Below are 22,108 nucleotides of genomic sequence, written 5' to 3'. Positions count from 1 at the left end.
CGGCGCGTTTATTCGCGACTAGATGCCGGAATCGCGACTAGACGCGTCGGCGCGGCGGGGCGGGGCGGAGTGGGGCGGCGAGCGCCGCCTCGAGCTCGAGGGCGCCGGCCGTCGAGCGATCGTCGTAGAACTCGACCCACGCATGGGCGACGTGACCAAGCGGGTCCGCGTCGTGGACGACGTACGGAGCGTTCGACGCGCTGATCCGCTTGGTGCCGTGGTCGTCGGGTTCGCCGAGCACGAGTGCGTCGACTCCGTGCGACTCTCCCAGGGCCGTGATGACCTCTGCCGACCGCGCGCCGATGACGGCCACGATCGTCGCGTTCTGGACTGCCATGGCCCATTGGACGTCGCGGGTGCGGGGTGCACCCACGTGCAACCCGCTCGGGGCCGCCGGAGACGAATCTCAGCGAATACCCACCTTCCTGCTCGGGGCCTCCGAACAGTCGTCTGAAAGCAGGCATTCGACGACTCGAGGCAGCCATGACCACCATCACTCCCCCGCGACTCACCGCAGTTCGGCGCCAGACGGCCTCGGTAGCGGCCTCATCTCTCGTGGACTCAGACGTGCTGCGGGCTCTCGATGAGTCGGCGAGCCGCCGCCTCGTCCGTGCAGCCGAGCGTCGACGCCAGCGTGTCGTCACCGTGGCCTGCTCGATCCTCGTCGGACTCGGCGCCACCGGCACCCTCGCCTTCGCAAGCCTCCTCGTCGCCGGCCACTAGCGGCGGCTCGGCCACCCACGACCGGCGCCAGGCCTCAGGCCACGGTGACCGTCACTTCGTCCCAGCCCTCGGCTCCGTCGGGAGCCGGCGGAACGTACTTCGCCGTCTGCCGCTTGCCGTCTTTCGACGTCGCCCGCACCTGGATCCGGTGCCGGCCCTTCGTGGCGTCCCACCGGTACACCCACTGCCGCCAGGTGTCGTCGCTGATCGAATCGGCGAGCGTCGCCTCGACCCAGTCACCGTTGTCGACGCGGATCTCGACGGCGGCGACGCCGGTGTGGGGCTCCCACGCGACGCCGGCGATCGGCACGGTGCCCGCCGACACGGTCTTCGAGCCCGACGGGGTGTCGATGCGCGACTCCAGCTTCGCCGGCCCCTTCTCGGTCCACCCGCGCGTCGACCAGTACGCCTTCTCGTCGGCGAAGCGCGTGACCTTCAGCGACGTCACCCACTTCGTGGCGCTCACGTAGCCGAACAGGCCGGGCACGACCATCCGCACCGGAAATCCATGCTCGAGCGGCAGAGGCTCACCGTTCATCCCGATCGCGAGGAGCGCCTGCGTCGAGTCGTCCTGCAGCACCGACAGCGGCGTGCCGGCGGTGAAGCCGTCGATGCTCCGCGACAGCACCATGTCGGCCGACGCGTCGGGAGCCCCGCGCTTGAGCAGCTCCCGGATCGGATAGCCGAGCCAGCGCGCGTTGCCGATGAGGTCGCCTCCGACCTCGTTCGACACGCACGACAGCGTGGCCGTGTGCTCGACGAGCGGAAGGTCGAGCAGCTGCTTCCAGGTCAGGGTGATGGGCGTCTCGACGAGCCCCTCGATCTGCAGGCTCCACGTCGACGGGTCGATCTGCGGCACGGAGAGCGCCGTGTCGATCCGGTAGAAGTCGGCGTTGGGCGTGATGTACGGCGTGATGCCGGCGACCGAGAGCGAAGCCCCCGCCGGAGCCGCATCCTCGGTCACGGCAGCGGCCGGCAGCTTCACCGCGGCACGCAGTGCCTCCGCATTGACGACGGCGCCGTTGATCACTCGGGCACCCGCCCCGACCACGGCCCACGCCGCAGCGCTGAGGGCGGTCCAGCGGAAGAACGCGCGCCGTTCCAGGCCCGACGACCGCATGGCGGGCGACAGCTTCGGCCGCACCTCCATCTCGCCGGCGTCGTACCGTGCGGCGGCCTCCCACCGGAACAGCCGCGCGATCACGGCATGGAGCACGAGAGTGGCGACGATGGCCCCGACGAGCGACGGCACGATGTCGAAGTTGCCCGCTCCGGCACGGGTGCGCACGGCGAGGATCGCCAGCAGCCCGCCGACGCCGAACACCACGCGCCCCAACGGTGGCCGGCTGCGTTCGAGCAGCCCGGCGCCCGCCGTGATGATCACGAGCAGAACCCCCATGAGCGCGAAGAGCGCAGCCTTGTCGCCGGTGCCGAAGAGTGCCACCATCAGGTTCTTCGCCCCGGGCGGCGCGAGGTCGATGACCGCGCCGCCGACGCCCACGAGCGGGCTGGACCCGGCGCCGATCACGACGGCGACCGCCTCGGCCGACGCGAGGAACGCGATCAGGGCGAGGACCCCGCCGAGCGCCGCCCACACCTTCAGCGCGCGGCTCGACGGCACCGCCGCGGCAGGCGGGGCCGCGACAGGCGGAGCGACACGTGTGGACATGGATCGAGGCTAGGCGAGCGGCCCGAGTTCCTGCTGTGGTTATCCACAGTCTCGCGGCATCTCGTAAGACCCGCGCCGTGCCTTATCGAAGGACGCCGCGTCGGCACACAAGGATTTCGCGCTCCGGCTGAAGGCACCACAAGGAGATCCGCCCTGCCGTGCGCACGCCACAAGGACGCTCACCCCCGCAATCCTCACCAAAGGCAGCCAACGATTTGCCAACCCGGCAAACGAGCTTGCCCCCGCACCCGCGCCGCCCCCACCCTGGGAGCATGACCTCCTCTCCCGTGCCCGACGAAGCCTTCTGGAACGACCTCTACGGCGACCGCCCGCGCTGGAGCGGCAACCCCAACCCGCACCTCGTCTCGACCGCGACGGGCCTCACGCCCGGCCGCGCACTCGACATCGGATCAGGCGAAGGCGGCGACTCGATCTGGCTCGCACAGCAGGGATGGGATGTGACCGCACTCGAGCTGTCCTCCGTGGCGCTCACGCGGGCCCGCACCGCCGCCGAATCCGCCGCCGGGCTCCGCCCCGTCGACTGGCTGCACGCCGACGCCCTCACCTGGCGGCCGTCGGGCGCCGACTTCGACCTCGTCTCGTCGCAGTACTCGCACTTCCCGCCCGCCGAGATGTCGACGCTCCTCGCCACGATGGCGGCCGCCACCCGCTCCGGCGGCACGCTCGTCGTGGTGGGGCACGAGGCGCACGAGCACGCGATGATCGGACCGGAGTTCTTCTTCGCCGCTGCCGACCTCGCCGCGCAGCTCGGCGAGGGCTGGACCAACGCGCAGGCGGGCCTGCTGCCGCATCCGGTGCGCGAGGGCCGCGACGAGGTGCTGGTGGCGGTGAAGGCGACCGCATAAAAGAGGTCGCCGCTGGCCTGGTGCGCGTCTTTCGCGGGCCTGTGGAGAACGCCGACGAGTGTCGGCGGCCCCTGCCAGACTGGACCCATGACCGAGGCACCTCCCCTCGTCGATGCGACGGACGTGATCCGGCTGGTGGGCCGGCCGGCGTTCGAGCGTGCCAAGAGCTCTGTCCGGTCGCAGCTCGTGCTCAGCACCGCGTGGAATCCCGTCGAGCACCGCCTGAGCGGGTCGGTCAAGGGCAGTGAGGACGAGCCGTACGAGGCCGCGGTCACCCTCACGCCGGCGCGCGGCGACTATGGCCGGCCGACGCAGAGCTCCTGCACGTGCTTCGTCGGCGAGGCCTGCAAGCACGTCGCTGCGCTCCTGCTCGCGGCGAACGCGGCGAAGGTGCAGCAGACCGTGACGGCGGGCGCGCAGTCCGTGTCACCGGGGGCGCCTCCCGACCCGGCCGCCCCCGCCTGGAAGTCCGCGCTCGAGGCCCTCACCGGCACCCCGGCACCTCCGCGCGAGACGGCTACGCCGATGGGGCTCCAGTTCGAGCTCCGCGAGCGTGGTCGCACGCCCACCCAGCGCTGGGGAGCACCGACATCCCGACCCGCCACGCCCCGCTCGGCCACGGCGGGCGGCAGCTTCCGGCTCGGTGTCCGGCCCGTCACGATGAGCGCTCGAGGCAACTGGACGCGCGCCTCCCTCACCTGGACCACCCTCCCGTTCTCGCTCAACCGTCTCGGCTCGAGCCCCGAGCAGCACCGCTGGTTCGGCCAGTTCCAGGCGCTGCACCGGTCCGCCCGGGAGGCGTACGTGCCGGGCGAGGCCGACTGGCTGTACCTCGACGACTTCGCGAGCCCTCTGCTCTGGCCGCTGCTGGCCGAGGGCGCCCGGCTCGGCATTGGCTTCGTCACCGGCAAGCGCGAGACCGACGTGACCGTGGCCGACGAGGCGCGGCTCACGCTCGACGCCGCGCGTGCTCCGCTCCCTGCCGCCGCCGACGACGCGTCGATCCACCTCACTCCGACGGTGCTCATCGGCGAGCGCTCCCATCCCGCGCCGTTCGTCGGGGTCGTCGCCGACCACGGCGTCTACACGTGGGCCTTCACGCCCGCGCCGCACTTCACCCTCGCGCCGACGGGGCACCTGACCGCCGAGCAGCGGGCTCTGCTGACCAGCCCGCGCCCGATCGAGGTTCCGGCGGCGGCGAGGGACGAGTTCCTGCAGGAGTTCTATCCCCGCCTCGCCTCGACGGTGGAGGTCGTCAGCTCGGACGCCTCGGTGGCGCTGCCCGAGATCGAGCCGCCGATGCTGACGCTCACTTGCACGTTCGAGGACGGCGACCGCCTCGACCTCGAGTGGGCGTGGGAGTACGCCGGCCGCGTCGAGAGGCTGTCGACGTACCCGGTGCCGGGCGATCTCGACGGCGTGCTGGGCGGCCCGCCTGCCAAGCTCGCGTTGCGCGGGCTCGACGCCGCGGAGTTCGTCGCCACGGTCCTGCCGGTGCTCGAGGCCCGCGACGACGTGCGCGTGCGCCAGGTCGGCGAGCGCCCCGACTACCGCGAGCTGACCGAGACGCCGCAGCTCACGGTGACCACGGTCGAGACGGACAAGCGCGACTGGTTCGACCTCGGCGTGCTCGTCACCGTCGAGGGCCGCACCATCCCGTTCACGCCGCTGTTCAGCGCGCTGGCCAAGGGCCGCGACAAGCTGCTGATGGTCGACAAGACGTACCTGTCGCTGAAGCAGCCGGTCTTCGACGAGCTCAAGCGGCTGATCGCCGAGGCCGAGGCGCTCGACGAGTGGAGCGCTGGTGGCGGTCCGGCGGGCGAGCTCCACATCAACCGGTACCAGGCGAGCCTCTGGTCGGAGTTCGAGGAGCTCGCCGACGCCAGCCACCAGGCCGAGTCGTGGCGCCGCACCGCCGAGGGGCTCAACGGCATCGCGGCCGGCGAGAGCATCCAGGCGTCTCCGGTGCCCGACACCGTGCAGGCCGAGCTGCGGCCTTATCAGGTCGACGGGTTCCGGTGGCTGGCCTTCCTCTACGAGCACGGGCTCGGCGGCGTGCTGGCCGACGACATGGGTCTGGGCAAGACGCTGCAGACGCTCGCCCTGATGGAGCATGTGCGGCGGGGTTCCGGAGTTCCTGCGCCCCCGTTCTTGGTCGTCGCACCGACGTCTGTGGTCTCGAACTGGGTGGCCGAGGCGGCGAAGTTCACGCCGGGCCTCCGTGTCGCGGGCGTGACGACGACGGCGGCGAAGGGGCGGCTGAAGCTCGACGAGCTGGCTGCCGCGCACGACGTGATCGTCACGTCGTACGCGCTTCTGCGGCTCGACCTCGCCAGGTACGAGGCGGTGGACTGGGCCGGGCTCGTGCTCGACGAGGCGCAGATGATCAAGAACCGGCAGTCGAAGGCGCACAAGGCGGCCGTCGAGATCCGTGCGCCGTTCAAGCTCGCCATCACGGGCACGCCGCTCGAGAACGACCTGATGGATCTCTGGTCGCTCTTCCATGTGGTGTCGCCGGGTCTGCTGACGACGGGTCTGCGGTTCACCGAGGAGTACCTCAAGCCGATCTCGCAGCACGACCGGCCCGATCTGCTCGCTCGACTGCGGCGGCGCGTGCGACCGCTGATGCTGCGGCGCACCAAGGAGCTCGTGGCGTCCGACCTGCCCGAGAAGCAGGAGCAGGTGCTGCGCGTCGACCTCGCGCCGGCGCACCGCAAGCTCTACGACCTCGTGCTGCAGCGGGAGCGGATGAAGCTGCTCGATCTCGTCGACGACCTGGATCGCAACCGGTTCATCGTGTTCCGGTCGCTGACGCTGCTGCGGATGCTGGCGCTCGACGCGTCGCTCATCGACGCCGAGGCCTACGCCGACGTGCCGTCGTCGAAGCTCGAGGTGCTGCTCGAAGAGCTCGCCGACGTGGTGGCGGGCGGGCACCGGGCGCTGATCTTCAGCCAGTTCACGTCGTACCTCCGGCTCGTCCAGGCCCGGCTCGACGGCGCGGGCATCGCGCACACCTACCTCGACGGCTCGACGCGCCACCGCGCCGAGGTGATCGACGAGTTCAAGGCGGGGGCGGCGCCGGTCTTCCTGATCAGCCTGAAGGCCGGCGGGTTCGGGCTGAACCTGACCGAGGCCGACTACGTCTTCCTGCTCGATCCCTGGTGGAACCCCGCCTCCGAGGCGCAGGCCATCGACCGCACCCACCGCATCGGTCAGACCTCGAACGTGATGGTCTACCGGATGATCGCCAACGACACCATCGAAGAGAAGGTCATGGCGCTGAAAGAGACGAAGGCCAAGCTCTTCGACGCGATGATGGACGACGACGAGGCCGCATTCGGCGGGTCGCTCACGGCGGCCGACATCCGAGGGCTGCTCGAGGGGTAGCACTGGCTCGTGCGTGCCCTCGAGGGCGACGGACCCTGTGGATAACTTCAGCGGGATGTCGGCGGCCCCTGCGAGAGTAGGGGCATGACAGACGGCACCACGACCATCGACGGCACCTCTCTCGACGCGGAGGCCCTCGAGCTCCTGCGAGCGCTGACCGGGCGTGACGACGCGGTGTTCCACGACGGGCAGCTCGAGGCGATTCGGGCGCTGGTGGCCGATCGTCGGCGAGCCCTGGTCGTGCAGCGCACCGGATGGGGCAAGTCAGCCGTCTACTTCATCGCAACCCTTCTGCTCCGGCGTCGCGGGGCCGGCCCGACCCTGCTCGTCAGCCCTCTGCTCGCCCTCATGCGCGACCAGGTGGCGGCCGCTGCCCGAGCCGGAGTGCGCGCCGCAGCGCTCAACTCGGCCAACGCGCACGAGTGGGGCGACGTGCGCGAGCGCATCGCGGCCGGTGAGGTCGACGTGCTGCTGGTGTCGCCCGAGCGGCTCAATAACCCGCGGTTCCGTGACGAGCAGATGCCCGAGCTGATCCGCACGCTCGGCATGCTCGTCGTCGACGAGGCGCACTGCATCTCCGACTGGGGCCACGACTTCCGGCCCGACTACAGGCGGCTGGCCGACCTCATCCGCACGCTTCCGCACGAGGTTCCCGTGCTGGCGACGACCGCGACCGCGAATGCCCGAGTCGTGGCTGACGTCGAAGAGCAACTGGGCGCAGGAACCCCGGTGCTCACCATCCGAGGCTCCCTCGCCCGAGCCTCGCTCCGGCTCGGTGTCCTGACCCTGCCCTCGAGCAGGGAGCGCCTCGGCTGGCTCATCGACCACCTCACCGACCTGCCCGGCTCGGGCATCATCTACACGCTCACCATCTCCGCCGCCGACGACACCGCGCGGCTGCTGCGTGACGCCGGGTACGACGTCGCCTCCTACTCCGGGCGCACTGATCCCGAAGAGCGCGAACGGCTCGAGCAGCGCCTCAAGACGAACGACCTGAAAGCACTCGTGGCGACCAGCGCCCTCGGCATGGGGTTCGACAAGCCCGACCTCGGGTTCGTCGTGCACCTCGGCGCGCCGAGCTCCCCCGTCGCGTACTACCAGCAGATCGGCCGCGCGGGGCGAGCCACCGACTCGGCCGACGTGCTGCTGCTGCCGGGGAGCGAAGACGGCGAGATCTGGCAGTACTTCGCGACAGCGTCCATGCCCTCCGAGGCGCGGGCGCACGCGGTGCTGTCCGCGCTCACCGACCTGCCCATGTCGACGCAGGCGCTCGAGGCCCGGGTCGACGTCAAGCGGTCGCCGCTCGAGCTCATGCTCAAAGTGCTCGACGTCGACGGGGCCGCCAAGCGAGTGCAGGGCGGCTGGATCTCGACGGAGACCGGCTGGAGCTACGACGCCGAGCGCTACGGCCGCATCGCCGAGGCCCGCGTCGCCGAGCAGAACGCGATGATCCGGTACGAATCGGGCGAGACCTGCCGCATGCAGCTGCTGCAGGCCGACCTCGACGACCCGGCCGCGGCACCCTGCGGTCGGTGCGACGTCTGCGCCGGCGCGTGGTACCCGGTCGACGTCGACTCATCCGCAGCCACGCAGGCCGCCGGCGCCCTCGACCGGGTCGGCGTCGAGATCGAGCCCCGCGCGCAATGGCCGACGGGCGCCGACCGCGTGGGCCTGTCGGTGAAGGGCAAGATCAGCCCCGCCGAGCGCGTGGAGCCCGGCCGTGCCCTCGCCCGACTCACCGATCTCGGGTGGGGAACAACCCTCCGCACCACCTTCGCCCCGGCCACCCCCGACGCGCCGCTCAGCCGCTCCCTCCTCGACGGGTGCGTGCGCGTCCTCGCCGACTGGCCGTGGGAGGCCCGACCCACCGGCATCGTCGCGATGCCGTCGTCGACCCACCCGCAGCTCATCGCTTCCCTGGCCGAGGCCCTCGGCGCCGTCGGCAGGCTTCCCGTGCTGGGCTCGCTCGCGTCGTCGCGCGTGGCCCCTCCCGGCCCGACCGGTGCGGCCGATTCCGTTCCGGCCAGGCGCGAACGCGGCGGAAACAGCGTCTTCCGCCTCGCCGACGTCTGGGAGAGCGTGCACGTGCCGGCCGAGCTCGCCGCGACCCTCGCCGCCCACTCCGGCCCCGTCCTGCTCGTGGACGACCTCGTCGACAGCCGCTGGACCCTCACCGTGGCCGGCCGCGCCCTCCGTCGTGCTGGCGCCGACGCCGTGCTGCCCTTCGCGCTCGCCGTCGTCGGCTAGGGCAGGCGGGCCGGCGCGCCCGTCGCGTCCGTCGCGTCCGGCGCGCCCGTCGCGTCCGGCGCGCCCGGCGCGCCCGTCGCGTCCGTCGCGCCCGGCGCGCCCGGCGCACGCTCGCGCCCGGCGCACGCTCGCCCGGCGTCCGCACGCCCGCGCCTCGCGTTCACCTCCGCCCGACGCCGCGCCCCCGCACCACGATCGGGACTCCACACCACGCACCCGGCCGAACGCACCACGATCAGGACTCCCCACCACGTCGTGCCGTGGTGCCGAGTCCCGATCGTGGGCAGAAGCCGCGCCGAGCACGGCCGGCAGGGCCCGACGCCGCGCCCCCGCACCACGATCGGGACTCCGCACCACGCACGCGGCCGAACGCACCACGATCGGGACTCCACACCACGTCGTGCCGTGGTGCCGAGTCCCGATCGTGGGTCGGGCCCGACGACCGGCCGCCGATGCCCACGATCGCGATACTCCGGCCCACGATCGCGACATGACACCACAATCCGGCTTGGTGTCATGTCGCGATCGTGGGCCGAGCTGCCGCGAAGGACACTCCGGGCCGCCGCGCAGGCCCGCCGCGCTACTCCGGCGGCACCCCAGACCCACTCGACCCCGCACCAGACGCACCAGCCCCACCAGACCCCGCCGGGCCCCCCGGCCACGCCGACCCACCACCTCCGAGCCGCCGCCGCACCCGCGCGATCGGCCCGGTGCGCGGCTCACGCTCGAGCGGCGCGACGACCTCGCGGTCGTAGTGCGCGCTGAGCTCGGAGAGCAGCACGGCGCGATGGGCGCGCGCGTACGCCCGCGACTCGCGACTGAACGCGACGACGGTTGCCCAGCACATCAGGATCATCACGATGCTGAAGGGCAGCGCCGTGGTGATGGCGGCGGTCTTCAGGGCGGTGAGGCCGGCGGCGACGAGGAGAGCGATGGCCACGAGCGCAGTGATGCCGGCGAAGAAGACGCGGATCCACGCCTTCGGCTCGATGTCGCCGCCGGTCGCGATCATCGCCATGACGAGCGCCCCGCTGTCGGCCGACGTCACGAAGAACACGGCGATGAGGATGATCGCACCCACGACGAGCACCGACCCGGCCGGCAGCGACCCCAGCAGCTGAAACAGAGCCCCCTCGACGTCGACAGCCCCACCCGAGCCGGCACCAGACCCACCGAAGACAGCCCCAGCCCCACCCGAGCCGGCACCAGACCCACCGAGAGCACCCCCGATCAACCCGCCACCCCCGTACAGCTGCGCGAACAGCGCCGTCCCGCCCAGCACGCCGAACCACAGGAAGGTCAGCAGCGTCGGAACGAGCAGCACCCCGAAGACGAACTGCCGCACGGTGCGTCCCTTCGAGATGCGCGCGATGAAGATCCCGACGAACGGCGCCCACGACATCCACCAGCCCCAGTAGAACGTCGTCCAGGTGCCCTGCCACGCCTCGCCGCGCGCACCCGAGAACGCGCTGACCGTGAACGACAGCCCGACGAAGCCCTGCAGGTAGGCGCCGATCGACTGCACGAATTCCCTCATCAGGAACTGCGTGGGCCCGACGATCAACACGAAGACGAGCAGTGCGCCCGCGAGCAGCAGGTTGAAGTTCGACAGGAGCTTCATGCCCCGCGCCACACCCGTGACGAGCGAGACGACGGCGACGAGCGTGACGACGATGATCAGCACGATCTGCACGGTCAGCGACGACTGCACGAACCCGGTCTTCTCGAGCCCGGCGCTGATCTGCAGGACGCCGAGGCCGAGCGAGGTGGCGACGCCGAAAAGCGTGCCGACGAGAGCGATGACGTCGATGAGGTTGCCCCACCCGCCGCGCACCCGCTTGCCGAGCACGGGCTCGAGCGCCCAGCGGATCGACACCGGCCGGCCCCGGCGGTGCACGGCGTAGGCGAGGGCCAGTCCGACGACCACGTAGATGCCCCATGCGTGCAGGCCCCAGTGCAGGAAGGTCTGCGTGATCGCCTCCTGAGCGAGGTGCGCAGGCGCGCCGGTGACGCCGGGGCGCGGGTCGGCGAAGTGGCTGAGCGGCTCCGACACCCCGTAGAAGACGAGTCCGATGCCCATTCCCGCGGCGAAGAGCAGCGAGAACCACGACGCCGTCGAGAACTCCGGCTTGTCGGTGTCGCGGCCGAGCACGATGTCGCCGTACCGGCTGAACCCCATCCAGATCGCGAAGCCGACGAAGCCCGCGGCGATCAAGACGTAGTACCAGCTGAAGTCGCGCACGATGGCGGTCTGCACGGCGGCGAACACGCCCTCGGCGGTGGCGGGTGCGGCCAGCGTGAAGGCGACGAAAGCGAGCACCAGCACGGCGGCGGGCCAGAACACCCAGCGCTTGACGGCGGGCGCACCTGAAATCCTGACAGCAGGCGCACCTGACTTCTGCGACGACATTCCGACCCCGATCCGTGGGAGGTGAGCCCACTGAAATGGAGTATGCCACGAGTCGCGGCAGCGAGTTCCTGCGCAGAAGCAGAACTGCACGATCTGCAATCTCCCCCGCAGACGTAACCGCGCGAAAACCACGAGGGCAGGATGGCCCGAATCGCACGACCCGAGCAGTAGATACTCCGGAGGTCCTCATGGCTGCAACGACCCAAGCGCCCGCGCCCAAGCAGGAGACGGAGCTCAAGCGGGCGATCGGCCCGAAGCTCCTGCTGCTGTTCATCGTCGGAGACATCCTCGGCACGGGCGTCTACGCCCTCACCGGGCAGGTCGCGGCGGAGGTCGGCGGGGCCGCGTGGCTGCCGTTCCTCATCGCGTTCGGCGTCGCGCTGGTGACGGCCTTCTCGTACCTGGAGCTCGTGACGAAGTACCCGCAGACCGCCGGCGCCGCGCTCTACGTGCACAAGGCGTTCGGCATCCACTTCGTGACGTTCCTCATCACGTTCATCGTGATGTGCTCGGGCATCACCTCGGCGGCGACGGCCTCCCGCGCGTTCGCGGCGAACCTGGCGGCGGGCATCGACGTCGAGCTCGGCAACGGCACGGTCATGCTGATCGCGATGGGCTTCATGCTGCTGGTGATGGCCATCAACTTCCGCGGCGTCTCCGAGAGCGTCAAGGCGAACGTCGTGCTGACGCTGGTCGAGCTGTCGGGTCTCGTGATGGTGATCCTGATCGGCTTCTACGCCATCTTCGGCGGCCGCGCCGACTTCTCGCGCGTGGTCATGTTCGAGACCCCGGGCGACAAGGCGCTGCTGCTCAGCATCTCGACCGCGACGAGCCTGGCGTTCTTCGCGATGGTCGGCTTCGAGGACAGCGTCAACATGGCCGAAGAGACGAAGGACCCCTCGAAGATCTTCCCGCGCGTCATGCTCACCGGCCTCGGCGTCACCGCCGTCATCTACGTGCTCGTGTCGCTCTGCGCGGTCGCCGTGGTGCCGATCGGCCAGCTCGCCGACAACGAGACGCCCCTGGTGACGGTGGTCGAGACGGCGGCGCCGGGATTCCCGATCGGATCGCTGCTGCCGTTCATCTCGATGTTCGCCGTCGCCAACTCGGCGCTCATCAACATGATGATGGCCAGCCGCCTGCTCTACGGCATGAGCAAGCAGCGCGTGCTGCCCGGCTTCCTGTCGAAGGTGCACGCGAAGAACCAGACGCCGTGGGCCTCAATCCTCTTCACGACCGGGATCAGCCTGCTGCTGATCGGCTACGTGTCACTGTCGCCCGAGTCGCCGATCGTCGCCGTGCTCGGCGGAACCACCTCGCTGCTGCTGCTCGCCGTGTTCGCGGTGGTCAACCTGGTCGTCCTCAAGCTGCGGCGCGACACCGTGCCGCACGGCCACTTCCGCGCCGGCCGCGTGCTGCCCGTCATCGGGATCCTCGCCTGCCTGTGGCTGGTCCTGCCCTGGTCGTCGGGCCGCGGCTACGAGCAGTACGAGATCGCCGGCGCCCTCCTCGTCATCGGGATCGTGCTCTGGGGCGTCACCTTCCTCGTCAGACGGCGCACAGGAACTGCAGCTCCCGAAGCTGCACCGGCGCCCGAAGACGAGCCCGCCGCCCGCCCCTGACGGCACCGCACCCCGCCTGAATTGCCGCCCCGGCACCAACCACCCCTCCCGACCGACTACGGTTCATACAGTGAGTGACGAAAAAGCCCCGATCGAGACCGAGAATCCCGCAGCCGCAGAGAGCGGCGAGAGCGACCAGGTGACGTTCGCCGACCTGGGGCTGAGCGACGAGGTCCTGAAGGCCGTCCGCTCCATCGGCTATGAGACGCCGTCGGCGATCCAGGCCGCGACGATCCCGACGCTGCTCGCCGGCCGCGACGTCGTCGGCCTCGCCCAGACCGGAACCGGCAAGACCGCCGCCTTCGCGCTCCCCATCCTGTCGCGCCTCGATGTGTCGGCCAAGAAGCCGCAGGCGCTCGTCCTCTCCCCCACCCGCGAGCTCGCGCTCCAGGTCTGCGAGGCGTTCGAGCAGTTCGCGTCGGGCATGCGCGGGGTCCACGTGCTCCCCGTCTACGGCGGCCAGGCCTACGGCGTGCAGCTGTCGGCTCTCCGCCGCGGCGTCCACGTCGTCGTCGGCACCCCCGGCCGCATCATGGACCACCTCGCCAAGGGCACGCTCGACCTGTCCGAGCTCAAGTACCTCGTGCTCGACGAGGCCGACGAGATGCTCAAGATGGGCTTCGCCGAAGACGTCGAGACGATCCTCGCCGACACCCCCGACGACAAGCAGGTCGCGCTGTTCTCGGCGACGATGCCGTCGCAGATCCGCCGCATCTCGAAGCAGTACCTGAACGACGCCGAAGAGATCACGGTCAAGCAGAAGACCACCACGTCGGCCAACACCACCCAGCGCTACCTGATGGTGTCGTACCCGCAGAAGGTCGACGCCCTCACGCGCATCCTCGAGGTCGAGAACTTCGAGGGCATGATCATCTTCGTCCGCACCAAGAGCGAGACCGAGACGCTGGCCGAGAAGCTGCGCGCCCGCGGGTACTCCGCCGCCGCCATCTCGGGAGACGTCGCCCAGGCGCAGCGCGAGCGGACCGTCAACCAGCTCAAGTCGGGCAAGCTCGACATCCTGGTCGCCACCGACGTCGCGGCCCGCGGCCTCGACGTCGACCGCATCAGCCACGTCGTCAACTACGACATCCCGATCGACACCGAGTCGTACGTCCACCGCATCGGCCGCACCGGTCGCGCAGGCCGCTCGGGCGCGGCGATCAGCTTCGTCACGCCCCGCGAGCGCCGCCTCCTCGGTGCGATCGAGAAGGCCACTCGCCAGCCGCTCACGCAGATGCAGCTGCCGACCGTCGAAGACGTCAACGTGACCCGCCTGACCCGCTTCGACGACTCGATCACCGAGGCGCTGTCGCAGGAGGCGCGGATCTCGGACTTCCGCGACATCATCGCGCACTACGTCGAGCACCACGACGTGCCCGAGGCCGACGTCGCCGCCGCCCTCGCCGTCGTCGCCCAGGGCGACACCCCGCTGCTGCTCGACCCGGCCGCCGAGCGCGCCGCGCGTCCGCCGCGCGAGGAGCGCCCCGCTCGCGACGGAGACCGTCCGGCTCGCTCCTTCGATCGCGACGACCGCGGCGAGCGCCCCGAGCGCCGCCCCCGCTCGAACGCGCCGATGACCGCCTACCGCATCGAGGTCGGTCGCCGCCAGCGCGTCGAGCCGCGTCAGATCGTCGGCGCTCTGGCCAACGAGGGCGGACTGTCGCGCGAGGACTTCGGCGCCATCCAGATCCGCCCCGACTTCTCGATCGTCGAGCTCTCGTCGGAGGTCGGCCAGGACATGCTCGACCGCCTCGCCGACACCCGCATCAGCGGCAAGCTCATCGAGATCCGTCCCGATCGCCGTGGTGCCGGGGCTGCGCGTCCGCCGCGCGAGTCCGACCGCGGGTCGCGCGACGAGCGGCCGGCGCGCAAGCCGCGCTACTAGAAGTCCTGCGGGCCCTGCCGCGGGTTGCGTCCAGGCGCGCGCGCTCGGCGGGGTTGGGCGTGCGCTGCGGCGGCGGGTTGCCGGCGGCAGTTCCTGTGCTGCCCGGACTCTTCGGCGAGGTGGCCCCCGCCGTCGCCTCGCCGCCCGCGACCCGACGCGTAAGGCCACCTCGCGCGGCTAGACCGGCAACGCCACCTCGCGCCGCTAGACCGGCAACGCCACCTTGCGCCGCCCGACCCACGGCCCGGGCCAGACCACCCTGCAACCGGATACCCTCACCGCATGGACGATCTCACAGTCGAGCTGGCATCCGTCGGGCCTGCCGCCTTCACCGCACGCGACTACAGGCCGACTCGCGTCCGGCACGTGGTGCTCTTCCGCTTCGGGCCGGAGGCGACGCAGGAGCAGCGCGACGAGGTGACTCGGCGGTTCCGGCAGCTGCGCCACTCGGTCCGGCCCGACGGCGCCCCGTACATCGTGTCGATCGATGCGGGCCCGCAGTCGAGCGGCGAGAATGCCGGACACGGATTCGAGGTCGGCTTCGTCGTGACCTTCGCGTCGGAGGGCGACCGCAACTACTACGTCGGCGCCCCCGTGCAGAGCGACCCCGCGTTCTTCGACCCGGAGCACGCCGTCTTCAAGGAGTTCGTCGGCCCCCTTCTCGAGACCGGCGGCCGCGGCGCGCTCGTGTTCGACATCGTCGACGACGGCGAGTCCTGAGAAGCGCGGTCAGTTCCGCAGCTGCCGCGGCAGATCGTCGATGCGCGCCATCTCGTCGTCGTCGAGGGCGAACCCGTCGAGGTCGATGTTCTCTCGGATCCGCTCCGGGTTCGACGACCGCGGAATCGCCACGATCCCCTTCTGCACGAGCCACCGCAGAGCGACCTGCGCGCTCGTGACGCCGTGATCAGATGCGATGGCACCCAGCGCAGGATCCCGCAGCACCGGCCCACCCTGCCCCAGGGGCGAGTACGCGGTCGTCGAGATCCCCCGCTGGCGGTTCTCCTCGACGAGCTGCGCGCGCTGGCGGCGGGGGTGCAGCTCGATCTGGTTGACGGCCGGCACGACGTCCGATCCCTTCGCGAGGGCGTCGAGGTCGGCCGCGTCGAAGTTCGAGACCCCGATGGCGCGTACCTGGCCGGCGTCGAGGAGTTCCTGCATCGCGAGCCAGGTCTCGAGGTTGGTCTTCGCGTTCTGCGGCCAGTGGATCAGGAGGAGGTCGACGACGTCGACTCCGAAGTTCTTGCTGGAGGCGTGGAAGGCGCGGCGGACTCCCCCGTCAGACATGTCGGTGCGCCAGATCTTCGTCGTGAGGAAGCGGTCGGCCGGGGCGAGGCCCTCGTCGGCCAGACCCGCGGCGACGTCGCGCTCCGTGTGGTACATCGTTGCGCTGTCGAACGCCGGGTAGCCGGCCGCCGCAGCCACGGCGACCGCCTCGCGGTTCACCTGCCAGGTGCCGAAGCCGATGGCGGGCATGGCGACGCCCGGGGCGTTGGGCAGGGGGACGGTCAGGTCGGCGATGCTCATGCGGAGGGCCCTCTCACTCGGGGCCGTCGCAACGACCCGTCCTGATTCTGTCGTACCCGCCCGGAGGAGGGCCTGTCTCAGCGTGGGCGGTTCGCGGCGGAGCGCCCCGCACCTGTCGCGAGATGGCCTCCGCCGGCGCCGTGCCGGATCGCAGGCGACGGCGAGAGCCATCTCGCCGGCAGCGCCACGCCCGCACGAACGAAGACGGCCGCCCGTGGGCGACCGTCTTCACAAGCGCGTCGTTATCTGACACTGGTCGGGCTGACAGGATTTGAACCTGCGACCCCTTGACCCCCAGTCAAGTGCGCTACCAAGCTGCGCCACAGCCCGAGATTGCTCTTCGTGATGAAGTGCGACCCGGTGTTGCCCCGACCGAGGCAACCGGACCAGCATACCCGACTCCGGCGCCCGCTCCGAACCACTCCTGCATCGGCGGAGGTGCGGCGACCCCCGACCCGCGCCGTAGGCTGGAGGCACGATGAGAGCGACGCACGTGAAGCCAGCGACGACGGTGATCGCGGTGGCGATCCTGAGTTCCTGCGCCCTGGCTTTGACGGGGTGCTCGACGGGGTACCCGAGCATCGAGGGCGTGTGGCGGGCCAGCGACGGCTCGGCGAACAAAACCGTCAGCGACGACGGAAACTGCACGAACATGCTCTACAAGGGCGCGACCATGATCGAGATCGCGAAGCCGGGCATGTGCCACATCACGGGCTCGGACGGCACCGGCTACACGCTCGAGGTCGAGCAGGGCGGCACCACCGTCGACTACACGGCGACGTTCTCGAAGAACGACTCGACGATGACGCTCTCCCGCGTCGGCGATGACTTCGTGACACTCACTAGGGTGCCCAGCGCCCACTGACCACCCGGGGCGCTCCCGCGGGCCCTCTCGCACGGCGGGCTCAGCCCCGCGCGCCGCGAGTTCGCAAGGATCGCGCGGCGGGGCGTCCTTGTCGGCGTCGCACCCGCGCCCCGGGATCCTCGTGGGGCATGCACGATTCGCCCGAAATCCTCGTGAGTGTGCACGGCGTCCTTAGCTAAGGACGACGACGACGCCCCTCACGCGTGATGCGCGCAGTGATCCCCCATCGGCTCCATCGGCAGGTCGAGCATGGGGTTGCCGTCGAAGAACCCGACGGGCTTGAGGTGGAACCCGGCGCGCGCGACCGGCATCACGGGCCAGTCCTCGGGCCGCACGACGTGGTGCACGCCGACGGTGTACCAGCAGACGACGTCCTGGTCTTCGAGCGGCCGGTCGCCCTCGATGAAGCGCGAGACGCCCTGGTCGGCGGGCTGCTGCGCGATGTACTCGCCGGCTGCGTACCGCTCGCGGGGTGAGTACTGCGTTACCCAGAGCTGCTTCGTCGCGAAGGCTCCGCGCTCGCGCTGCTGCGACCCGGGCATAGCGAAGAAGGGCGCGGCCGCGCCGGGCTCGATCAGGTAGCCGGGGCGCCCGCCGATGCCGTTGAGAGTGTCGGACGACGTCACCAGCCAGGTGCGCGCGGTCTGCGGCGACGCCTCGCGGGCCGCGCCGGCCTCGGAGGTCAGGCGGGTGCGCGACACCTTCCACGCGCTCCCCCACGGGTTCTCGGGCCCCGCCGGGACAGCCGCCGAGTTCAGCTCGTCGACGTTGTTGCACTGGCCGTCGACCTGCATGTCGAGGCGCACCGAGAAGAAGTGCTGGTGGTGCGGGCCGTAGAGCTGGGGCGCGACCTGCGTGCCGAAGCCGGGCTCGCCGCCGGGGGCGACCGCACCCTCGAGCAGGGCGCCGGTCGAGATGATGCCGGTGAGCTTCACCTCGAGCTCGATGGAGCCGTCGAGGTGCAGGTTCCAGTAGAAGCCGTAGTCGTAGTTGCCGACGGTGACGAAGAACGAGATGACGAGGCGGCGGTTGCGGCGCACCTCGCCGCGGCCGTCGCGGTACTCGGTGTGCTTCCAGCCGATGCCGGCGTCTTCCTCGTGGATGCAGATCCCGTTCGGGATCGTGATCGCGCCGCCGTCCTGGTCGTTCACCACGGCGTCGAGGTAGAGGATCTCGCCGACGCAGTCGCAGCCGAGCTCGAGCGAGTTCGCGAGCACTCCGAGGCCGTACTCGCCCTCGTCGAAGACGTTCTTGTTCCAGTGCGTAGCCGCGGGGTCGCCGTAGGGCACGTACATCTCGGCGACCGACCCGCGGTAGAGCACCGGCCGCAGGCGGCCGTGGTCGTCGTACCGGACATCCTGCAGCACGACGCCCTCCCGGGGCGTGTAGCCGACGTTCAGCCGCCACGGGCCCCAGCTCAGCGAGTGCCCGTCGAGCACCACGCTCGACCCCTCGGGCTGGCTGATCTCGATCGGCTTCATCGGCGCGCGGGCCGCGGTGAGCGGCGGGTACTGGCCGTCGCGCGACCAGAGCGCCTCCTCGAAGTTGCCGTTGGTCGGCGGCAGCGGCACGACGCCGTGGTCGGCGACCTCCAGCACCTCCCAGGTGTCCATGTCGATCGTCACGATCAGGCCCTCGACGGGGTGCGCGTAGCCGTTGTCGTACTGCCCGCGCCGCACGAAGGTCAGCAGCCGGGCGAGGCGCCGCGTCGGGGCGTCGCCCTCGCCGGTGTAGCCCGACGACCACTTGTCGATCATGGCGCCGCTGAAGTCGTCGACCCCGCGCAGCCGCATCGCCGCCTGCCAGCGCGGGTCGGCGCGCACCAGCTCCTCGGACTTGTCGAACTCCTCCACCGTGATCGGCGGCTGCACGCCCTCGATGTGCTCGAACGACACCACGGCGTCCTGCGTCAGCGACACGATCGCCTCGTACGTCGCGTGCTCGGCCGTCTCGCGGATCACCGCGAACCCCTGGCGGTCCCACGCGTCGCCGGGCCGCCAGGCGACGACCTCCGCCTTGGGCGGGTCGAACGTCTCGATGAAGACGAACCGCGAAGTGGCCTTCAGCCCCTGATCCCGGCGCAGGATCCGCGCCACCCCGGCGATCTCGGCCGCCGACAGCGGCTCGAGCGGGTGAGCGGCGGGGCCGGCGTCGCTCGTGCGGGCGGCGCCAGCGGGCACCGCGTCGTCGTGGTGGGCGTGGCCGCCGTGCGCGTCGTGATCGGCGGCGGCGTGGCCGGGGTGCGCGTCGTGGTCATGGCCGGCGTGCTCCGGCGCGGTGTCGTCGGCGTCGGCGTGGTCGGCGTCGGGCGGGGTGTGGGTCACGGGCGGTCCTCCGAGGCGGGGCTGGGGGCCGCGGCGACGTCGCCGGGCCGGCGTCCGTCGACCGTACCGACGGGGCGGGCCCCACGCCCACTGCCGAAACGGCGCGCAGGGTCGCCGTTTCGGCGGCGGCCGGCCGCGCTACCCCTGCGACGCCGGCACGGCGCGCGCCGCCCGCGGCCGCGCGAGCAGCACGACGAGCACCAGCGCCGCGAGGGCGAGCGCGACGATCGCCGGGGCTCCCACGTCGACCGCGTGCGCGAGCCCGCCGGCGGTGGCCTCGGCTCCGAGCCACAGCGCGGCGGCTCCCTGAACGAGGTAGGCGACGAGGTAGACGGCCGACAGGGTTCCGGCGCGGTGGTGTGCGGGCGCGTAGCGGCTGACGATCTGGAGGCCGGCGGCGAACAGGAGGCTGTAGGCGACGCCGCCGAGCACGCAGAACACGAGGAAGAGCCCGAGCGAGTGCAGCGACGCGGCCAGGATGAGCGAGCCGAAGCCGGCGGCGGCCGCGACGAACGCGATCGGGGTGGCCACGACGAGCGGGATCCTGCGCGATGCCAGCGCGACGACGCCGATCACGACCATCGACAGGGCGATGATGGCGCCCGTCACGAACGCGTTGTCGCTGCCGACGAGCTGCTTGCCGATCGACGCGCCGAGCGACAGCACCACGGCGCCGAGCGCGTACGAGGCGCTCACGCACACCGCCGCGGCGGCGACCGCGCCCCACAGGGCCTTCGGAACGTGGATGCCACGAGGTCGCCAGCGCGCGCCGCCGGCGGGGCGATCCGGCTCGAGGCGCCCGACCAGCACGAGCACGACGGCCTCGACGGCGAGCAGCACCCAGTAGGTGAGGTGCAGCGGGAACGGCGCGTACTGCACGAGCGCGCCACCCAGCAGGGTCGCGAACACGAGGCCGACCGCCGTCGATGCGGTGCTGATCGCACCGGTGCGGGCCGAGTTGACCGGACCGGCGATGTCGATCATCTTCGCGGTGGCGGGGCTCAGCGACAGGCCGACTCCGAGGCCCATGAACCCACGGCCGATCAGCACCCAGACGACCCCGGGCGCGAGCGCGAACAGCAGCACGCCGACGATCGACGCGAGCACGCCCAGCAGGATGCTGCCTCGGCGCCCGATCGTGTCGCTGAGGTCGCCGAAGACGAGCAGCACGATCACGAGCACGAGCGGGTAGACCGCGAAGATGGCGGTCGTCGCGAACGGCGAGAGGTGCCAGTCGGCGGAGTAGAGCGGGTACACCGGCGTGGCCGCCCCCGACGTCCACAGCGCGAGGGCGAGGACGGCGGCGCAGGTCCAGAAGGCGAGACGGCTCGAAGCGGGCATGGGGCGACCCTAGCAGGGCTGGATACGGAAAACCAAGTGAGCTATCGTTGACGCATGCCCCCGCGCCCCTGCCCCGACCCCACCTGCGGCATCGCCCAGAGCCTCGACGTCCTCGGCGAGCGCTGGGCCCTCCTCGTGGTGCGCGACGCGTTCCTCGGCAGAACCCGCTTCTCGGAGTTCCGCGCCTCCCTCGGCGTCTCTCCCGACGTGCTCACGACCCGCCTCGCGACCCTCGTCGAGTACGGGGTGCTCGAGCGCCAGACCTACCGCGAGCCCGGCGAGCGCGAGCGCGACGAGTACGTCCTGACCCCGGCCGGTCGCGAGCTGGCGCCGGTCCTGGCGGCACTCGGCCGGTGGGGCAACGACCACCGCCCGGTCGAGGGCGCAGGAACTCGCCTCTCGTACCGGGCCGCCGACACCGACGAGCCGCTGCGCCTGGCGTTCGTCGACCCGGCCGGGCGTGCTGTCGCGCCGTCGGCGGTGCGCGTCGAGCGGCGGCCGGTCGCGGCCCCGTAGCCGTCGCGCCGCGCCGCGCCGCGCCGCCGCGCCGCGCCGCACCCTCGCACGGCTAACCGTCTCACGCGTCGCTAACCGACGCGACGGTTAGCGGCGCGTGAGACGGTTAGCTGAGCCCCTCCACGCCGGCCAGCGGCTACGCCGGCTGCCGCCCGCGCGGCCGCCGACCTCAGCCCCGCACCGGCGGCGGGAACGCCGACCGCATCGTCGGCGACGACAGCTGCACGGCGACCCCGACCATGAGCGCCGAGAACACGAGCTGCTCGACGACCATCCACGTCGGGTACAGCCCCGGGAAGCTCGCGACGACCACCGTGACGAGCGGGAAGATCCGCGAGAACAGCCGCATCCGCGCGAACGCCCAGTAGTAGCCGAGCTGGGCGCGCCAGGCGAACACGTACAGCGACAGCGTCAGGAGCAGCACCACCGTCGAGCGGAACCACACAGCCCACGGCACCTGCACCCCGTGCGACGCGAGCACCACGGCGATGACGATCGCGGCGAGCCCGACCGCCGTCTCGCTGACGAGCAGTGCCCGGATGCGCTGGAAGGCCCGGACCGTCAGAGGGTGCGACCGCATGTCCTCGCGCACGACATAGGCGTGCTGACGGCCGCCGGCGAGCCGGTCGACGCGGAACCGGCCGAACAACCCGTCGAGCAGCGCTCCGAACGTGCCGGGGGTCGGCGTCGATGCGGTGGCCATGCCGTCCATTCTCGCCCATTCCC

16 protein-coding genes and 1 tRNA gene are annotated in these 22,108 nt (G+C 71.3%); 9 read left to right on the top strand and 8 right to left on the bottom strand.

From position 1 onward, the window contains the following. Nucleotides 1-37 precede the first annotated feature (37 nt). The gene (locus tag EDF46_RS00165) at nt 38-337 is read right to left on the bottom strand and encodes a hypothetical protein (RefSeq protein WP_123504274.1); all 300 of its coding nucleotides are present in this window, start codon (nt 335-337) and stop codon (nt 38-40) included. 146 nt (nt 338-483) lie between these two features. On the opposite strand from EDF46_RS00165, the gene EDF46_RS17895 reads away from it, so the two are divergent. Continuing rightward, nucleotides 484-723 carry a hypothetical protein gene (locus EDF46_RS17895; protein ID WP_148061099.1) on the top strand — a complete coding sequence of 80 codons (240 nt, stop codon included), beginning with the start codon at nt 484-486 and terminating at the stop codon, nt 721-723. Nucleotides 724-757: 34 nt separating this feature from the next. Here the strand turns inward: EDF46_RS17895 and EDF46_RS00160 are convergent, their stop codons facing one another. Next, nucleotides 758-2,392 (bottom strand): molybdopterin-dependent oxidoreductase, encoded by a 1,635-nt coding sequence (locus EDF46_RS00160; protein ID WP_123504273.1) that lies wholly within the window; start codon nt 2,390-2,392, stop codon nt 758-760. 272 nt (nt 2,393-2,664) lie between these two features. Here EDF46_RS00160 and EDF46_RS00155 point away from each other — a divergent pair, with 272 nt between their 5' ends. The 3 genes from EDF46_RS00155 to EDF46_RS00145 all read left to right on the top strand — a co-directional run bounded on the left by EDF46_RS00155 (nt 2,665) and on the right by EDF46_RS00145 (nt 8,892). Next, nucleotides 2,665-3,258 carry a bifunctional 2-polyprenyl-6-hydroxyphenol methylase/3-demethylubiquinol 3-O-methyltransferase UbiG gene (locus EDF46_RS00155; protein WP_123504272.1) on the top strand — a complete coding sequence of 198 codons (594 nt, stop codon included), beginning with the start codon at nt 2,665-2,667 and terminating at the stop codon, nt 3,256-3,258. An 87-nt stretch (nt 3,259-3,345) separates the two neighbouring features. Further along, nucleotides 3,346-6,645: a DEAD/DEAH box helicase gene (locus EDF46_RS00150; protein ID WP_123504271.1), complete on the top strand. Its 3,300-nt coding sequence runs from the start codon at nt 3,346-3,348 to the stop codon at nt 6,643-6,645. An 84-nt stretch (nt 6,646-6,729) separates the two neighbouring features. Further along, the gene (locus tag EDF46_RS00145) at nt 6,730-8,892 is read left to right on the top strand and encodes an ATP-dependent DNA helicase RecQ (protein ID WP_123504270.1); all 2,163 of its coding nucleotides are present in this window, start codon (nt 6,730-6,732) and stop codon (nt 8,890-8,892) included. A gap of 580 nt (nt 8,893-9,472) precedes the next feature. Here the strand turns inward: EDF46_RS00145 and EDF46_RS00135 are convergent. Then, entirely contained in the window at nt 9,473-11,302 is a 1,830-nt protein-coding gene (locus tag EDF46_RS00135) for a BCCT family transporter (RefSeq protein ID WP_123504269.1), read from the bottom strand. A gap of 188 nt (nt 11,303-11,490) precedes the next feature. Here EDF46_RS00135 and EDF46_RS00130 point away from each other — a divergent pair, with 188 nt between their 5' ends. From EDF46_RS00130 to EDF46_RS00120, 3 genes are all read left to right on the top strand, one after another. Next, nucleotides 11,491-12,924 (top strand): APC family permease, encoded by a 1,434-nt coding sequence (locus EDF46_RS00130; RefSeq protein WP_123504268.1) that lies wholly within the window; start codon nt 11,491-11,493, stop codon nt 12,922-12,924. Between the two features lie 91 nt (nt 12,925-13,015). Continuing rightward, nucleotides 13,016-14,809 (top strand): DEAD/DEAH box helicase, encoded by a 1,794-nt coding sequence (locus EDF46_RS00125; protein WP_123505122.1) that lies wholly within the window; start codon nt 13,016-13,018, stop codon nt 14,807-14,809. A gap of 282 nt (nt 14,810-15,091) precedes the next feature. Then, entirely contained in the window at nt 15,092-15,529 is a 438-nt protein-coding gene (locus tag EDF46_RS00120) for a Dabb family protein (RefSeq protein WP_123504267.1), read from the top strand. A 9-nt stretch (nt 15,530-15,538) separates the two neighbouring features. On the opposite strand, the gene EDF46_RS00115 is transcribed toward EDF46_RS00120, so the two are convergent. Then, nucleotides 15,539-16,336, bottom strand: a complete 798-nt coding sequence (locus EDF46_RS00115) for an aldo/keto reductase (protein ID WP_123504266.1) — start codon at nt 16,334-16,336, stop codon at nt 15,539-15,541. A gap of 253 nt (nt 16,337-16,589) precedes the next feature. Continuing rightward, nucleotides 16,590-16,666, bottom strand: a tRNA-Pro gene (locus tag EDF46_RS00110). A gap of 148 nt (nt 16,667-16,814) precedes the next feature. On the opposite strand from EDF46_RS00110, the gene EDF46_RS00105 reads away from it, so the two are divergent. Then, complete coding sequence (locus EDF46_RS00105; protein WP_123504265.1) at nt 16,815-17,201, top strand: hypothetical protein; 387 nt, start codon at nt 16,815-16,817, stop codon at nt 17,199-17,201. 197 nt (nt 17,202-17,398) lie between these two features. On the opposite strand, the gene EDF46_RS00100 is transcribed toward EDF46_RS00105, so the two are convergent. Next, nucleotides 17,399-19,525 carry a primary-amine oxidase gene (locus EDF46_RS00100; protein WP_233579719.1) on the bottom strand — a complete coding sequence of 709 codons (2,127 nt, stop codon included), beginning with the start codon at nt 19,523-19,525 and terminating at the stop codon, nt 17,399-17,401. Nucleotides 19,526-19,663: 138 nt separating this feature from the next. Beyond that, the gene (locus EDF46_RS00095; RefSeq protein ID WP_123504264.1) at nt 19,664-20,866 is read right to left on the bottom strand and encodes an MFS transporter; all 1,203 of its coding nucleotides are present in this window, start codon (nt 20,864-20,866) and stop codon (nt 19,664-19,666) included. A 54-nt stretch (nt 20,867-20,920) separates the two neighbouring features. Between EDF46_RS00095 and EDF46_RS00090 the strand changes: the two genes are divergently transcribed. Further along, a complete protein-coding gene (locus EDF46_RS00090; protein WP_123504263.1) occupies nt 20,921-21,382 on the top strand; it encodes a helix-turn-helix domain-containing protein in 462 nt (153 codons plus the stop codon). Nucleotides 21,383-21,551: 169 nt separating this feature from the next. Here the strand turns inward: EDF46_RS00090 and EDF46_RS00085 are convergent, their stop codons facing one another. Next, nucleotides 21,552-22,085, bottom strand: a complete 534-nt coding sequence (locus EDF46_RS00085) for a hypothetical protein (RefSeq protein WP_123504262.1) — start codon at nt 22,083-22,085, stop codon at nt 21,552-21,554. Nucleotides 22,086-22,108 lie beyond the last annotated feature (23 nt).

This window comes from Frondihabitans sp. PhB188, from assembly GCF_003752365.1.
Taxonomy (GTDB): domain Bacteria; phylum Actinomycetota; class Actinomycetes; order Actinomycetales; family Microbacteriaceae; genus Frondihabitans.
Note: the sequence above shows the minus strand (reverse complement) of the source record. Positions and strands in the feature narration are given on the sequence as shown.